Consider the following 17368-nt stretch of genomic DNA (forward strand, 5'->3'; position numbering starts at 1 on the left):
TTTCTATTTATTTCAGTTAAAAATTGAAACCTATGTCTATTGTTCTTTCTTTTTCAATAGCTAATTCAATGTCTATTGTTTTTAAAGATTGATTGGCGTTTTCTACAATTTCGCGAAGTAGTTTTTCGTATTTTAGTAGTATTAGCTCAATTGTAGCTGCTTCGTACTTTGTGGTATTGTAACTTATTGTTCCTGCTACATTTCCCTCGTTTACGACAAAGTTGATCAACATAGGAAGTCTGCTGTAGGAAGTACTCATAGGCGCTATTTCCAGCTGCAACTTTTCATTGATCACAATGTTTGTGTAGCTGAACGAAGGGTTTTGCAATACCAACAGTACGTCTAATCGCAATTTATTCTGTAGGACTTCGGGTAGATCCTGATGTTCATCAATCTGTAACAGATTTTGGTGCGTTTCTTTTAGTAGTTCACTAAGACTGTTTTCTGAATTTATACGATTCCTCAAGGGCAACGTTTTCGCAAACATTCCAAGTTGATTGTGCAGTTCGGAATGGGTTCTTCCGGAATTAACCGTTCCGATGCAAAAATCTTCTTCTCCGTACATTTTATGCAGGAGCAAACTAAATGTACCGACCAAAAGGGTGTGAAGCGATATATTTTGCTGTTGTGTGAATTCGTTTAATTCCGAAAATGTAAGAGAGTCAAATACAAAATCATGATCTGTTCCTGTATGTTTCTCTTCATAGTCATCGGCATCAAAAGGAATACTGTTTTTCCAGGTATGTCCTTCGAGGTATGTTTTCCAGAATTTTAAATTGGACTCATTAGCACTTCTTTGTTGCTCCTGATGCCATACAACATAATCCTTAAATTGAAACTTTAATTTGTGAACCTCTATGTTATTCTGCTGTTCTATTTGCTTGTATTGACTAACAAACTCCTTTACTAAAATTTCTAAAGACCAGCCGTCCATAATGATATGATGGGTGCAAAATACCAAATAAGAATCCCCGTTTTTCTGATGAAACAATGCCACTCTCAACAGTGTTTCCTTTTCTAAATCAAAGGCTTTGTTTACGTACTCCTGTATGGACTTTGTTTGCTCTTTTTCTTCATAGAAAAACTCATCAATTACTACCTGTGTTTGTTCCGCAGTAGCAATTTTTTGATTGGGAATTCCTTCTATCTCAATAAAATTTGTTCTTATGATTTCATGTTTTTTTAGCAATTCCAAAAACACTTGCTCTAAAACCGTTTTTTTTATTTGACCTTGTGCTTTGAATACGGCCGACATATTATAGGATATCGATTTTTCTTTTAATTGTGATGCCAGCCATATGTTGTATTGAGAAGCCGTAATTGCATAATGCAAACGTTCTGCTACCGGTAGAATCGAGGTCGCTTGTACGGTTTCTTTTTGCTCGAGATACTTTGCTAATTTTTGTACGGTAGGATAGTCAAAAATGTCTTTTAAAGTTATTCTGTACTGCAGTTTTTCGTTTATACTGTTTATTAATTTCACCGCATTCAGGGAGTGACCGCCAAGCTGGAAAAAATTATCGGTAATACCAATTTCTGCAGCTGTTCCCAATACCTCACGGTAATACGAACAGAGCTTAATTTCTATTTCTGTTGTTGGTTTTTCATAAGAAAGGGCTGCTTTTTCTATGGCAATTGTTACCTGTGACAGCGCTTTTCTATCGACTTTTTTATTGGGTGTTAACGGAAATTCGTCTAAAGAAAATAGCGCATGTGGAATCATATATTCCGGTAATTCTTCTCTCAATGTGTTGATGATTTCAACCGTATTAAAAGTTCCGGTTTGCGCAATTACATAGGCAATTAATACGGCTTCCTGTCCCGCATTTTGCCTGGCAATTACTACGGCTTCTTTAATATTTTCTATTTGATTTAACTTCGTTTCTATGTCTCCAAGTTCTATGCGATATCCTCTTATTTTGACCTGATTATCGTTGCGTCCCAGGAATTCAATTTCCCCTTTTTCATTCCATTTTCCTAAGTCTCCCGTATTGTACATTCTTTCGTTTTCCTTAAAGGCATTTTGAATGAATTTTTCATTGGTCAACTCTTCATTTTTAAAATACCCCTGTGCTAATCCGTCACCACCAATATAAATCGTTCCCACACTACCAACAGGCAACAATTGCATACAATCGTCGAGTATATACAATTCGGTGTTGTGAATGGGTTTCCCAATATTTGAGGCTTCATTTGCCTGAGTTACTTTTTTACAGCTGGACCAAATTGTGGTTTCTGTCGGGCCGTACATGTTCCATACTTCAGCAGTGGTTGTAATTAGTTTTTCGGCCAGTGTTTCGCTTAACAGATCGCCTCCGCATAAAATTTTGAGCGTTTTATCTCCTTCCCAACCTGCATTGTAAAGCATTTGATAAAAACTTGGAGTCGCCTGAATTATCGTCGGTTTTAGTTCTGCCAACTTTACAACAATAGCCAATGGATCTGCTAAAAGTTCCGGACTAGCGATGTATAGTTTAGCTCCTGAAATTAACGGTACAAAAAATTCAAGTATAGAGATATCAAACGATTGTGTGGTTACTGAAAATAAATAATCCTGTTCTTCTACTTTAGGTTTGTGTTGTATACTAATTAGAAAATTCAGTAATGCTTTGTGGCTTATGGCTACTCCCTTAGGCTTGCCGGTAGATCCCGAAGTATAGATGATATAGGCCGTAGACACAGCTGCTATTTCTTTTTGTTCCGTTTCTTCTAACTTAATTTCTTCTTTTATAATAACTTCAATATCTATAATACTGTTCTTTAGGTCCAGATTGTGTTTTAGATTTTGGGTTGCTATAATTTGTTGTACACCACTGTGTTCAATAATGTATTCTAAACGTTCTTTTGGAAAAGAGGGGTCTAATGGAATATAAGCACTGCCCGACTTTAATATCCCTAATAAGGTCGCCACAAGATTGGCCGAACGATCCATTAAAACTGCAATTGGGGCAGTATTTTGTTCTTTATTTATTCGCTGCAAATAAACTGCTATTTGATTGGATAGCGCATCCAGCTCCTTATACGTATACGTTCTTTGCTCGTCTACCAGTGCAATTTTGTTTGCATTTTTGCTTGCCTGCTCACTAAAAAGAGTCAAAAAAGTAGCCTCGCACGGATAACTAAATTCTGTTTTATTAAAATCTTCTACTACTTCTTGTCTTTCTGATGCGGTCAGGTATTGAAATTTTGAAAGTGATTCAACCGGATTGGCAATTACAGCAGAAAGCAAGGTTTCAAAATGTGTTACCATTTTCAAACTATCGGATGCACTAAAATAATTGACATTATAATCAAAATCAATTTTAACATCTTCCGATTCATCAAATTCCCGAATGTAAATGGCCAAAGCAACACGTTCTGACTGGTGTGACAAGGGTACTACTGTGGTCTCCGAATTGGCAAAATGATCTGCATAATTTTGTTTTTCGTAAGATAAAGTGATATTAAAAAGTCGGTCTTTTTCCTGAAATAACTCCAGTTCTTTTATCAGTTTTCCTAATGGGAATCGCTGATGACGATAGTCTTGTCGCAGTTGTTGCTTGATGTTTTTTACCAGATCTCCGAAATTATCTTCAAAATCAAATTGAATTCGCAATGGCGATACACCCATGAATAATCCCACTGTTTTTTTGAATATCGATTTTCCTCTGTTTAAAACCGGAAGCCCTATTGCGAAATCTTTATTCTGGTGTTTTCTGCCAAAATAAAGGTACAGTACGCCTAAAATTACATGAAATGTTGTAGCTCCCAAATCTTTACCAACTTGTTCCAGTTGGTTGTAAACAGCCCGTTTGATTATTATTTCCTGTCTTTTGCTTCGATTTGGTTTGTTGTTTTGGTCGATTTTTTCAAATAGTCTTTCGGGAAGTTTTTCAAATTTTTCTTTCCAATACAACTTATCTCCTTCATAATCTTCGGATATAGCATACGCACTATCGTCATTTATGAAATCCTTATACGTAAAAGGATATTCTGTCACTACTTTTCCGAATCTTGAAAGTTCATTATAGTTTTTCACCAATCTTTGAAACATTAAGGAGGTTCCCCATCCATCTGTTATAATATGGTGGTACACTGAGAATAAATAGTGAAGCGTATCATTTACTTTTACCAGAATAAATTTATGCAGTACTTTTTTTTCATTTAATTGAAATGGAATTTCAAAGGTGTTTTGCATGAATTCGTTGGCCTCAGCATCAGCATTTACTTTAGAGGAGAAATCAACAAACTCCAGTGCCATAACATAGTCCTCAATAGTCTCTATTCTTAACTCCGTATCCAATAAATTCAGAATACTTCTATAGGTATCATGCTGATTGATGAGCGCTATATAAGCCTTATTTAATACTTCGAAAACTATTTCTCCCTTAATTATTATTTTTGCTCCTATGTTGTAAATAGGATCTTCAGGATACATTAGTTGTTCAAAGTAAACATCTTGTTGTGGAAGTGTGAGTTTCATTTTTTTTAGTTTTAAAACAATTATAAGAATCAAATCCCCTGTCATCTTCTTTGCTTTGAAGACTCTAAAAATGCCTCATCGGCCCGGGCATTTAAACAAAAAAGGGTTACACCCAAAGATTTTCGGTTAGTTCTTCTTTTGTAGTTGTTTTTAAATCTCTGACAATTTTTCCGTAATCAAATTTTACAATTCGGTCCGCAAGATGAAAATAAGCATCATCGTGTGTCACCGCTATTATTGTTTTTCCTTCTTCTTTAAGTTTAGGTATTAATTGTTCGTAGAAATATTTTCTAAAATGAGGATCCTGATCCGCAGCCCATTCGTCAAGTACCAATACCGGTTTTTTCTCCAGCAAAGCAAAGATTAGCGACATACGTTTGCTTTGTCCTTTGGAGAATCTTCTTCTGGCGGATTCTTCTTTGTCGTTTTCAACAACTCCGTTTAGTTGCATCGTTTTTAGCAATGCGGCATATTCCTCATTGTTTTCAAGCTGGTAATCATCATAGTTGTGAGAGAACAGGTGATTGTCTGTAAACACGGCCGAAATTAAACTTTGTGTTATTTCGGTAACGTCTGCTTTCTCTTCTCCATTCATTAACATAGATCCTCCGGTTGGCTTATATAAACCAGTAAGCAAATTGATAAAAGTACTTTTACCGGATCCGTTACCTCCTACTATAAATATGGTTTCACCTTGCTGGATGTCAAAATTGATTGGACCCGAAGTAAAGGATGCCGATTCTTCATTTTCATTATGATAAGAAAATGTAATGTCTTTAAAACTTAACGATTGAAAATCCTGTTTTTCCTTGGAATTGGAATTGTAGGTATCATCTACAATTTCAAAATCATTAATAAACTTTTTTATTCTTGCGTTGGCTACCATAAATCGGGTATACATTTGTTGCAAGTTGATGATGTTATTGATTGGCCCGGATATAAATAATATAATAACCACATAAGAAATCACGTCTGCTCTTGACAGCAGTCCCATTTCCGGAAGGATAAACAGAATTACGGCTACAACAAAATACAATCCGTATTGGCTTATCAGATTGATGGACAAAAAGATATAATTAATTTTAAAATCCAAGTCCATAGATTGGTTTCTGTTTGGAATCAGAAAATTATTCATCAGACTTTCTCTTCTGAAAAAACTTAGTTTTAATTCTTTAAATCCTTTCATTACATCGTCTACAAATTTGTAATAATTCTCATTATACCCTCTTAATTGTGCTACTTGTTTTGACATGGATTTCATGACCATAAAATAGCATCCGGCAACCAGCACAATAAGGGCGATCACAATTAAGGCAGAAAGTGTGGAGAGCGTAAACATGTACACCAAACACAACACCAGCATTAATAACGAATTTACCGTGTGGGTTACCGTATAAGGCAGAAACGAAAAAGTACGCAAATCTTCTACTGCCGTAAAAAAACGCTGGGAACCCAGTTTTTCAAGCCTTTGCAATGGTGCTTTTAGTATCTGCGAAAAAATATGTTTTTCGTTGTCATAAAGCAGTTTAAAGGAAAATTTATTGAGTTTTTTTTGAAAAATAACATTCAATAAATAACTGTAGACTATTATAGAGACAAAAACGATTCCCATATAATTTTTAAGGAAACGCTCATTTCCAGCCAATATGTTATTAATAATATAGACTATACCAAAGCTTAAAACGGTATTTGGAATGGCATACAGTAGAAGATAAACTATTTCTTTAGGTTTTAATTTTAACATTTTTAAAGTTGTTTTAATCTTAATTATTACATTTTTAACTGCTCACTATTGACACATTTTAATAGTATGCTTGCTATTTCATCGGGATACTCGTGTATAAAAAAATGGTTTCCTGGTAATACTTGACTTTTAAAGTCGGTATTGGTGTAATTTTTCCAATTGTCGATGAGATGAGCCTTTTTTTCACTATCCCCCATTATGGCATGTATCGGGCAATCTATTTTAATGTTTTGCTCTATAAATCCACCTTTTTCCAACACTTGAAAGTCTGCTCTGATAATAGGACCAAAGAAATCAAACAACTCTTTGTTTTCCAGCACTTCCTCAGGAATGCCGCCCAATTCTCTAAGCACCGATTTAAATTCGTCATCCGGCAAGCTGTAGCGGTCTCTTTTTATTTCGACTCCCTCTTCATCAAATACTTTTAATCCCGGTCCGGCATTACCAGTGGCCACAAATTGTAATGGAGCATCATTTTCCTGTTCCATTTCTTTTACGACTGAGAATCCCAATGTGGCTCCCATACTGTGTCCGTAAATGATATACGGTTCGTTATTTCTTAATTTTTTTATTTGCTTTACGTAATCCTGTATCGCTTCTTTTTTATTTAATAACAGATCCTCATTATATCTTTTACCCCTGCCAGGGAGTTCTAAAGCGTAAACGCTGATCTCTTTGTCCTTTAATTTTTTTTTCAAAAAATCATAGGAGTAACAATTTCCTCCGGCAAAATGGAGTAAAAATAATTGCATATCGTTATTTTATATAGTTTAAGGAAACAGCTTCCTTGTTTCTAAAAATTAAAATTATCTGGCTCTGTCACTCTCCGCTTCTCCTGACGAAGTGTTATCGTAATTAACCTTTTTCAACTTCCCAAAATTGTAGGTTAGTATAAGTCTGTAATAGTCTGTATTAAACGTTCTGTCAAATTCTACAACAGTTTTACCCACCTCGTAATTTCCAGCCGATTTATCTTTATGAAAAATATCGTTGGCCATCAGTTTTACTTTTAAAGCTTGATTGAGGAAATTTTTTTCTACACCCAAAGTAATAACGGAACGATTTTTTCGGTAATAGAGACCATCGTTTTTATCTCCTAAATACCAGCCTAATAACTGTATTTTAAGTACTTTTTTAATATCAAATTGATTACTGGAATAAAAATAGTAGAGCGGTTTACTCTCTTTTAAACTAAAAACGACATTATCGGATGCTAGCTTGTCATAGCTTACATTGACCGTATTCATAGAGGTCCACCAATCATTACTGTAGGGAATAGAAACGGATGCAAAATAGGAATTAAGTGTAGATAGGTTTACCGTTTGTAACACATATGAATTAGGGTTACGTCCTTCTAATGCTACTGCTGAAATTGGATTTACGGTATAGTTGTACCCTGCTTTAAAATTATATTTACTTACTGAAGCCGACATTTCAAACGAATGCGTTCTCTCGGGTTTTAAATATGGATTCCCTTCAATGGTTGTAAAAGCGTCCTGATAAATAATCGAGGGATTTAATGCCTGATATCTTGGTCTTGTTATTCTGGAAGAGTAAGAGGCTCTTAATTGTACTTTATCGGACACTTTCATGTTCAAATAGGCACTTGGAAACAGGTACACATAATCTTCCTCTTTTTGGATAATGGTATTCAAATCATATTTAGTGTACTCACTTCTTAATCCGGCACCGTAATTTGTTTTTTCATTAATTTCTCCGCTAAAATTTACGTAAGCAGCTGTAATTATCTCTTCGTATTTAAAATCATTTGATAGTTCATCGTCAGGAGCAAAGGGATCACCGTTTTCAGAAACATAAAAATCCGAAACAGATTTGTTTCCTACGTTACTGAATTTTGCTCCGAAGTCCAATTTACTTTTAGTGTTAAATGCTTTTGTATAGTCAACTTGAGTACTAAAGACATTAATTTTATGGTTTATTTTATTGTTTAAGCTTCTATAGGATTGCTGACCGTTCAGGATGTTATTTTCATTAATAAAATCGTCTGTTTCAGAATCAAAAAGAGAGTATTGCATCCCGGCAAAAAACGAAGTTCCCAAACTGTCTATTTTTGCATTGTAATTGGCAGAAATAGAATTGTTAACGGTCATAACGTCATTATCAATTTTACTTTTAAAATTACCGTCTGTTGTATTAGAAGTGATACCGTTTTGACTTTTGGTAGTTCCGCCCAAATTGTTTGAATATCCACTGTACTCAACCGAGACATATTGTTTTTCATTAAAATCATATTGTCCACCAAGCGTATAGTTCGAGAAATTCTTATATTCTCTTTCCCAATCTGTCTCTAATTTTGATTTAAAATTGTCTATTTCTTTCGGTCTTTCTCTGCTTGTATGTAAAACTTCTCTGGTTTCTCCAAGCAACAAACCATAAGCTCCCACTAAGGATAATTTATTTTTTTTGTAATTCAGATTCAGATTCGTGTTTGAACTTGGAGAAGAAAAATCCGATACGGTATAATACTGATTGACTGAACCTTTGTATCCCTCCTCAAAATTGGCTACCGTAATGACATTGATAACTGCTTTACCTTCGGCATCGTATTTTGAAGAAGGATTAGATATAATTTCTATTTTCTTTATTTGAGCGGCAGAAATAGCAGCCAATCGTTCACCGGTTATTTGTACCCCATTCAGATAAATAATGGCTTCCCCTTTTCCAAAAACAGATACTCCATTTTCAGCGACAATAACATTAGGCGATCTCGAAAGAATTTCGTTTACTGAGGTACTTGTTGCCAAAATAGTATTGGCGACATTTACTTCTACTGTCCCATTTGATTTATTCCTAAATAAAGGAGCTTTTGAAACCACTCTTACTTCATCCAGATCAACAGTCGCACTGCGAATCATGATTTTACCCAAATCAATTTTTGAATTCGCACCGTATTTTACATGAAAGATGGTATCCTTAAATTTTAGTGAAGTAAGCTTTATTAAAACTTCATCATGATTTAAATCTGACAATACAAAAGGCTCGTCAAAAAAACTAACTCCTTTGATAAAGCTTGAATCTTTAACAGCTAATGCGACGGCATTTCCCATTAACAATTCATTTTTAGAATTTACGACCTTTCCCGTTATGGTATTAATTGTCTGAGCACTTACTAGCGTTGAAATTAATAATAGTTTAATTATCAATATTTTTAATAAATCTTTTTGTTTCATTTTTATTTACAATGTTTATGCAGTTGTATTATTCTATAATTAAATTCTCTTCGAAAGTGAAGAATTGATTTTTCATACCCTCTTTTATGATATTCCCGAGATACTTTTCTCTGTCGTATTGTATTGTTAACTGCAGTTTGTTAAGGTATTCCCTCGTTGCTGCCGAAAAAACAACAAAGTCATTTTCGTTTTTGTCGTATGCTCCGTATTTATTATGTCCGATAGTAAAATCTTTGGAATCTTTTTTAGTTTCTTCGATATAATCTCTAAACGTTTCGTCATCTAATTTTGTAAAATATACTTTGTTTGTTTCGAAAGCGTTAATTACATTTTCTATAGTGAATTCATTCTCATAATTTAAATGAAAAGTATCCAGAATTTGATTTTCAACGAGGGAAAGTTGGCAAATAACACGAGCCAAAACGTCTACAGGAATCAATTTTATGTTGGCTTCTGCTTTCAAAAATTCATCAGAGTAACTTGCAATTTTAGAAAGTGTCAGTAATTTTAAATACATGAGGTTTTTATTCATATCTCCCTGTAAAACACCATTGACATAGTCTCCTCCTACATTCGAAAGACGAAAGACGTTTGTCTTAATTGAACTTTCATTATTTCTGATGTATCCTTCAGCCATTAGTTTAGAGCCCATATGAATAAAATGAGTCGTATCTTGCCCTAAGTTTAGATCTGTTTCATAAAATGCTTTTATTTCTTCAGGCATTGATTTTCCAACTATTCCAATTGTAGAAACATAATTAAAGTATTTTACACTATTTGAAACCGACCAATCAAAGATGTTTTTTGTACCTAAGTAATTTATATGTTCTTCGAGATTTGGCTTTCCAACAAAAGAAGGGGTTCCTGCTACGTGGTATACTGCATCTAATTCTTTTAATAAAGAGATTCCTTCTGCATTAAGCATCAAATCTTTTTGACTTAGGTCACCAACTACGACCTTGATTCTTCCATGGTTATTTATATTGAAATTCTTTTCGAATACCTTCCAAAATCTGTCATTCGCTTGTTTAATATCTGCCCCTCTGACTAAACATATTATGTTAAAATCAGTAGTTTCTAATAGCTCTTTGGCTAAATATGACCCCACCTGTCCTGTAGCTCCGGTAATTAAAACATTTTTACAGTCAATTTTTTTAGGCACTTCGCTCTTTTGTATCTCATTGATCAAAGAGTCATATTCTTCCTGTCTTATTTTTTGAGGTTTTATAAACTTCTTTTCATCACTTTTTTCAAGAACCACTAGTTCATTCATTCTTTCAAATAGTACTTCTGCAATCTTTTTTACAGTTGAAAAACTAAATATTTCTTCATAATTAATATAAGCTTTCCTGAATTCTTTTTCGAGTTCTGCTAACATATCCAGTCCGGTCAAAGAGTCACCTCCTAAATTGAAGAAATCATCATTTTCATTTATTTCATCTTCTATTTCCAAAATGGTTTTCCATATTGCCTTTATTTTACTTTGTAGTTCTAAAAGACTGTATTGATTCGTTTTTTTCTGTTTCTCTACTAATTCTTTTTTCTCAACTGCATCTTTTTCAGCACTAATTACTGGCATTGTATTTTTAGGCCAAAATCTTTTCATTTTATAAATTGGTAAATGAAAATCGTGTAAAAATACAGATGGGTTTTTAGTTTTTAATGGGTTTTTATCTGCTCTTAACACACTCTCATACAAGACAAATCGATCTTTTTTATTTAATCTTCCCTTTATATATGCTACCTCTTTATTATTTTCAAATTTTAAAAAATGATCCTCTTTACAGAAATTAATAATTATCACTTTTTCTTCTCCATGATTCTTAGAAATATATTCATTGAATCCTGCATAATTGAAATCATTCTCATTCTCCTTTATTAGATTTGGATTTTCAATTATAGCTTGGGGAGATAATTCATTGTTTAACATTTTTTGGATAATTCCATCGCCCTTTTTACTTATCACGCGGACATTATTATCTAGAACAGCTAATAAATACTTGTATAATACGTATTGAAATAAAACGCTAATCGTTTTACTCTCCTGCAAAGTTTCAGGTAAATGCTGCTTCCCAACATACTTATCCCAAGATGATTTTATAAGTATATTTTCCTCAAGAATTTCGTTTACTGTTTCAATATCATAAGAAATGAGTTCTAAATCCAGTAACATATAAGTACTTTTTGATGTTAGAGCACTTTCTTCCGGACTATTAAGTTTAGCAATAAGCTCTGCAGTATTAGAAAAGGTTAATGCCGTTTTATATTTAGCATTCTTATATATTCCGTTTATTTTAGTACTAAAACTTGATAAATTAACCTCTTTATTATTTTCAAGATGCTCTACTATATACCTTTTTAGATCCTCTAATCTCGGTTTTGTATTTTCGCTTAGTTGTATGAAATTAATTTGGGAATTAGAAACTGGGAGTGGATTCTTTTCTTGATGAGACAATACCATATGTATATTGGTACCTGTTAGTCCATAGCTGCTAACTCCTCCTATTCTTTTTCCGTTGTTAGATTCCCAATATTCGGATTCTCTTTGTACTTTAATTACACTATCCTCTTCATCTATATGTTCATTTGGTGTTGTAAAATTTGCTTGTGCAGGGATAATCTTGCTATTCAATGCAACAATTAATCTTAACAAACCTGCCATACCTGACATCGTATCTAAATGTCCTATTTGAGCTTTAATTGAGCTTATTTTACAATTAGATTTTACTATTTCTTTTTCAGTAAATGCTTCATTAATTCCGCTAAATTCTATTGGGTCACCCAATATGGTTCCCGTACCATGAGCTTCAATAAATTTTATATCCTTAGGATTTATCTTTGCATTTTCCCATGCTTTTATAATAACATCTTTTTGTGCCTCTACACTAGGAGCCGTAAGACTCGATATTCTTGCTCCGCCATGGTTAATGGCACTACCTTCTATCGTGGCATAAATTGTATCTTTATCTTTTTCAGCATCTTCCAATCGCTTTAAAACCATAAAAATAATTCCTTCGCCATTTAGCATCCCGTCAGCATCCTTATCAAATGGCCTACATTCGCCTTTATTTGATATGACGACAAAATTTTCAGCTCTTTCTTTTGATATAGCACCTAATTTTACACCTCCAACTATGGCCATGTTGCATTCTTCCTGTTTTAAAGCTGAGCATGCATTGTGTATTGAAACCAAAGAAGAAGAGCAGGTTGTATTTACAGATACAACTGGTCCCCTTAGATCCAAGAAATTTGCCAGGCGCGTTGCCTCAATGCCCGGAAGCGCATCAAAAAAATCATACTGCCCACCTAAAAAGTTTGTATACTGTGAACTTGCCGTAGAGAAAAAGATTCCAGTATTTGATTGTTTAATATCATTTTCTGTATATCCGGCATCATAAAATGCTCTGAGGGCATACGACATGAAAAATCTATGCTCTGGAAACATTTTTGTTGCCTCTCTTTCTGTTACATTGAAATACTCGTTGTCGAACAGGTCTATTCGTTTCAAGAAACTTCCAATCCCCATCTCTACAGGACCAAATTGATTGTGAATATCTTGTAGTCTTTCCGAAGACAAAGCTCCAATACTTGTTTCTTTATTTTTTAATGATTGGGATAATTCAGACCAGTTTTTAATTCCCGGCAATTCAAATGAAATTCCTATAACAGCTATTGATTTGTTCATTATATGTAAACTTTTTAGGTGTTTTGTATGATTCTATATAAAACTTATGTCTTTATTTTTAGATTAAAACTTTAAGACATCTACATTTTCTTCAACCTCTTCTGATTCATTCAACTCTTGATTTATAGCATAAGAAAGGTCTTCAATTGTATTATATTTAAACAAATCAATAATACTTATCGAAACATTCATTTTTTTCTTCAAAAGACGTCTAAGTCTCACAACATTTAGAGAACTACCCCCAATTTCAAAGAAATTATCTTTCACCCCTATTGGAGTTCTGTTCAGAATTTCTTCCCAGATTTCAACTAATTCTTTCTCAGTATTGTCTCTTGGTGCTAAGTAATCTATCTTCGATGTCAATTCAGACTGGTCAATATTCAAAAGAGATTTCTTATTTATTTTACCATTAGATGTTAGTGGCATCTTATCTATTTGCACGAAATAAGCTGGGACCATAATTGCAGGTAAACTTTTCATTAAAAAATTTCGCAATTCTGAACTATTCTGTTCGCTTTTTGAGGTTACATAAGCAATCAGTTCTTTATTACCGTCATTTAATTCTCTGTCAATTACGGCAACTTCATCAATATCTGATTTCTTCGCAAGTTGATATTCGATTTCTCCTAATTCTATACGATGACCTCTTATCTTAACTTGTCCATCTTCTCTGCCAAAAAACTCAATCGTTCCGTCTGGTAACCATCTTGCTAAGTCGCCGGTATTATATATTTTTTCACCTTTATCAAAAGGAGAATCTATAAATCTTTCCTTAGTAGTTGTTTCTTGATTATAATACCCTCTTGAAAGCCCTTTACCTCCAATATATAATTCTCCTTTAACATTGATAGGACATAACTTTCTTTCCTTATTCAATATATAAATACGCGTGTTAGCTATTGGTTTACCTATGCTGTTCTCTTTTTCAGATTCTACTTTACAGAAAGTTGACCAAATAGTTGTCTCTGTAGGACCATACATATTATAAATAGTTGCATCAGTCAGTTCAAGTGCTTTCTTCTTTAATTTCTCTGAGAAAAACTCTCCTCCAACAATCAAATTCTTAATCGATTTCAAAAATTTGTGAGATTCTTTATCCTCTATTAAAGCGCTTAAATACGAAGGCGTTATTTGCATGGATGTTATACCTTGATCTTTAGAAGTATTTCCTTTTGAATTAAATTCATTTTTCAACTCCGTTAAATGAGTCAATCCTTCCATTACCTTTTCATTTTCTATTCCAAAATCGATTAAACAACCTATTTCTGTAACGCCTATATTATGAAGGCTATTAAGTATTTTTCTACAATTTTCTTTTGTACCAAAAAGAGCAGAAGTATTCCAATATCTTTCAAAAACCATTTCTAATAAGTCTTCTAATTCTTTTTCTTCAATAGTAGTTTCTTCAACTACTAATCCGTTTAAAAGATTTTTTAGCAATCCTACGCTTGATCTTAAATAGTTTTTAAATGGTTCTTTCACTATTTCCTTTATACTATCCATGTCATTGCCCACATAGGCATGAAGCATTACTGTAATTTTGGCTTTTTCTACATCATGTCCATTATTCAACAATTCTTCTTTATAGGCTTTTATGTTTTTTTCCAAAACTTTGATGTCTTGCCCCAAGAGATGTGTTAACAGATTAGCTCCAATTTTACCAGCATTTTTAAAAGTTTCTACACTTCCTGAAGAAGTAATCCAGATTGGAATTTCTTTTTGAATTGGTTTAGGATAAATATTTAATTCAACTTCATTTCCTACTCCATTAATTCTTTTAACAGAACTCCCTTTCCATAATTCTTTAAGCTCTTCTATTTGGTCAAACATAATTGAATGACGGTTTGTATAATTTTCCGGTTTAAACACAAAATCATCTGCATGCCAACCTGAAGCTATTGATAATGCGACTCTACCTTTCGATAAATTATCAACAACCGACCATTCTTCAGCAACTCTGATGGTATCATGAAGAGGTAAAACCACACTTCCGGAATGTATTTTAATATTTTTTGTGATCGTTGCTATAGAAGCACCTAATAGGGACGGATTTGGGAATATCCCTCCAAACTCATGAAAATGTCTTTCCGGAATCCAAATCGCACTAAAATCATTTTCATCTCCAAATCGAGCAGAATCCATAAGGAGTTTATATTTATCATCTCCATCAGCATCTTGACTTGCAAAATAGAACAAACTAAAGTCCATTTTTTTATCATTCTGAAGAAGATTATCAAAATCATAAAAATCTAAATTATCCTGCTTAATTGTAGTCTTTATACCATTACACAAAGTCCAGAACAATTCTAATATTGAGATATCAAATGATATTGATGTTACCGCAAGTAAATGATCTGATTCCTTTATTTTCAGAGCGTCATTCATGCCTAATATAAAATTTGTAAGGGCTGTATGTTCAATCATTACCCCTTTAGGTTCACCTGTTGAACCAGAAGTGTAAATCATATAGGCCAGACTATTTTCATCTATAGACTGTATCTCGTATTTAGTAGCATATTTCTCTTTTTCAATACTAAATTGCTCAAGTATTTTAGAATCAATAATGATTTTGCAGTTACTATTTTCCTCCATATAGGCGATACGGTTTTCCGGATAAGTAGGGTCAATTGGTACATATGCTCCTCCTGATTTCCAAACCGCCAAAATAGTTATAACTAACCATTCGCTTCTATGTAATTTAATTCCAACTAAATCATCCTTATTTATTTTATTGCCTTCATTTAAATAATTAGCAAATTGATTAGAAATAACATCTAACTCTTTGTATGAATACACTTTGTCATTGATAATTAAGGCTTCTTTTTCAGCATTTTTATTAAGCTGCTCTACAAATAAATCAATAACCGATAAAGAGAAATCAATTTTCTTATCTGTTTTATTAAAGTCATTTATTAGTTTTTCCTTTTCTTCCAAAGGCAAAATACTGTTGCTATCTATCTTGTCTGAAGGTGAGTTCAAATAACAATCTACAAGTTGTTCAACAAACTGATGAATTTTATCTAATGTAATTCCGGACTTAATCTTTTTCATCAACCTGTATTCAAAAATCAACAACTTGTCTGTTGATTCAATTACATTTAAATCTAAAAATGTATTGGTGGCTTCATATGATTTTAATTTAAGACTTCCATTTTGATCAAACTCATTAATTCTAGATTCCGGAACGGACATTTCTCCATATACATGGAAATCTATATAGTTGAAAATAACATCAAAAAATGGGTTTTCGGTTCCTACTCGTTCTCCTGTTATTTTAGAGATTTCATATAATGTGGATCTTCCTTTTGTTTTTAATTCGGTTATCTGAGCCTCAATCCCTTTAAGGTACTCTAACCAAGTAGCTCCTTTAAAGTCTTTAAAATCCATTTTTACCGGTATCGAATTTAAAAAACATCCCAAAATCTTTTCTCCATCTTCCTTAACCGGTCTGTTATTCGATATTAACCCTACAACAAAATCTTCTTCTATTGTCAGCATACTCAATGCATAAACATAGGCTCCAAATAAAACATTTATATAAGTAAGTCCATCTTTTAATGATCTTACTTTAATTCTTTCAACCATTTTTTGATCAAATTCTCTTCGAATAACATCAAAAATAACTTCCTCAGATTTTGAAAAAATATCTAACCTTTTATATTCTTTTAATTTCTCTTTCCAGTAATTAATTGTGTTTATATTCGTTTTTTCAGCTATTTCTTCAACTACTGCATCTTTAAAAGTAGTTTTTAGCATTTGAGGTTTGTGGTTGATGTCTACTTCCAGTTGAAAATATAATGTGAATAATTCAGCATTAAAAGAAGCCAAACTCCATCCATCTAAAATAGCGTGATGAAATTGAAATATATAGATACTATTGTTCTCGTTAATATTAAAAACATTAATGCGCCACAAAGGGGCCTTTTTGAATTCAAAAGGTCTTTTAAGCTCATTCTTCATAAAGTCCTTAATGAAAATCTCCTGGTCTTTAGCGTCTTTTGATGTTATATCTTCAAAAGTAACATCCTCTGCAATTTCACTATAAACTATTTGTACTTCGTCACTGTAATTATCTAAATCGAAAGCTGTTCTTAAGATAGAGTGCTTTTGTACCATTAACGAAATTGCTTTCGAAAAAACATCAGGGTTGATTTTTGGTATGTGAAATACAAACTGATCATGATATATCGTTTGTTTATCATTCATTATTGATAATAATACCATTCCTTTTTGTATATCTGTCATCGGATATACATCTTCCATTTTACTTTTTTCCATTTTTTATT

General features: G+C 33.1%; 6 protein-coding genes. All 6 read right to left on the reverse strand.

The features are described 5' to 3' along the window. Nucleotides 1–16: 16 nt before the first annotated feature. Nucleotides 17–4462 carry an amino acid adenylation domain-containing protein gene (locus tag ACHRV5_RS13635; protein WP_395427115.1) on the reverse strand — a complete coding sequence of 1482 codons (4446 nt, stop codon included), beginning with the start codon at nucleotides 4460–4462 and terminating at the stop codon, nucleotides 17–19. Nucleotides 4463–4568: 106 nt separating this feature from the next. Further along, on the reverse strand, nucleotides 4569–6206 hold the full coding sequence (locus ACHRV5_RS13640) for a cyclic peptide export ABC transporter (RefSeq protein WP_047773439.1): 1638 nt from the start codon (nucleotides 6204–6206) through the stop codon (nucleotides 4569–4571). A 26-nt stretch (nucleotides 6207–6232) separates the two neighbouring features. Continuing rightward, nucleotides 6233–6958: a thioesterase II family protein gene (locus ACHRV5_RS13645; RefSeq protein ID WP_395427116.1), complete on the reverse strand. Its 726-nt coding sequence runs from the start codon at nucleotides 6956–6958 to the stop codon at nucleotides 6233–6235. Nucleotides 6959–7012: 54 nt separating this feature from the next. Beyond that, a complete protein-coding gene (locus tag ACHRV5_RS13650; RefSeq protein ID WP_395427117.1) occupies nucleotides 7013–9397 on the reverse strand; it encodes an outer membrane beta-barrel protein in 2385 nt (794 codons plus the stop codon). A gap of 28 nt (nucleotides 9398–9425) precedes the next feature. Further along, nucleotides 9426–13082, reverse strand: coding sequence for a beta-ketoacyl synthase N-terminal-like domain-containing protein (locus ACHRV5_RS13655; protein ID WP_395427118.1), 3657 nt, complete (start codon nucleotides 13080–13082; stop codon nucleotides 9426–9428). Between the two features lie 63 nt (nucleotides 13083–13145). Then, a complete protein-coding gene (locus tag ACHRV5_RS13660) occupies nucleotides 13146–17360 on the reverse strand; it encodes a MupA/Atu3671 family FMN-dependent luciferase-like monooxygenase (protein WP_395427119.1) in 4215 nt (1404 codons plus the stop codon). Nucleotides 17361–17368 lie beyond the last annotated feature (8 nt).

The sequence above is a fragment of the Flavobacterium sp. FlaQc-52 genome (assembly GCF_044007495.1).
GTDB classification, from domain to species: Bacteria; Bacteroidota; Bacteroidia; order Flavobacteriales; family Flavobacteriaceae; genus Flavobacterium; species Flavobacterium cupriresistens.